Origin of the sequence: Candidatus Accumulibacter vicinus, assembly GCF_000584955.1 — a bacterium.
Classification (GTDB): Bacteria; Pseudomonadota; Gammaproteobacteria; order Burkholderiales; family Rhodocyclaceae; genus Accumulibacter; species Accumulibacter vicinus.
Window position 1 is genome coordinate 56,945 of sequence record NZ_JDSS02000011.1, and the last position, 286, is coordinate 57,230.

Consider the following 286-nt stretch of genomic DNA (forward strand, 5'->3'; position numbering starts at 1 on the left):
TACCGTCGAGCAAGCCTGGCCGTGGGTCTGTTGCGAATTCAGCTATCCACATGCGACGGTTCGCCTGCGCTTCTTTCGCGTGCACGCATGGCACGGCGAACCGGCGGCGATCGAGCACAGCGGCCTGATCTGGTTGCCGGCCGGCGCGACGGCGAGCGTCGCACCGATCCTGCCGGCCAACGATCCGATCCTGCGCGCGCTGGCGCTGCCGTCGCTATACGCGCTGAGCAATGCCGAGGGGTCTGGCGTGGCGGCCGAACTGGAGCGGCTGCAGCACGCCCTGGCA

At 68.9% G+C, this 286-nt stretch carries 1 pseudogene; it reads left to right on the top strand.

Annotated features, from left to right (window positions below):
- Window positions 1-286 (top strand): annotated as a pseudogene (locus CAPSK01_RS21645) (DNA mismatch repair protein MutT); the annotation flags it as partial.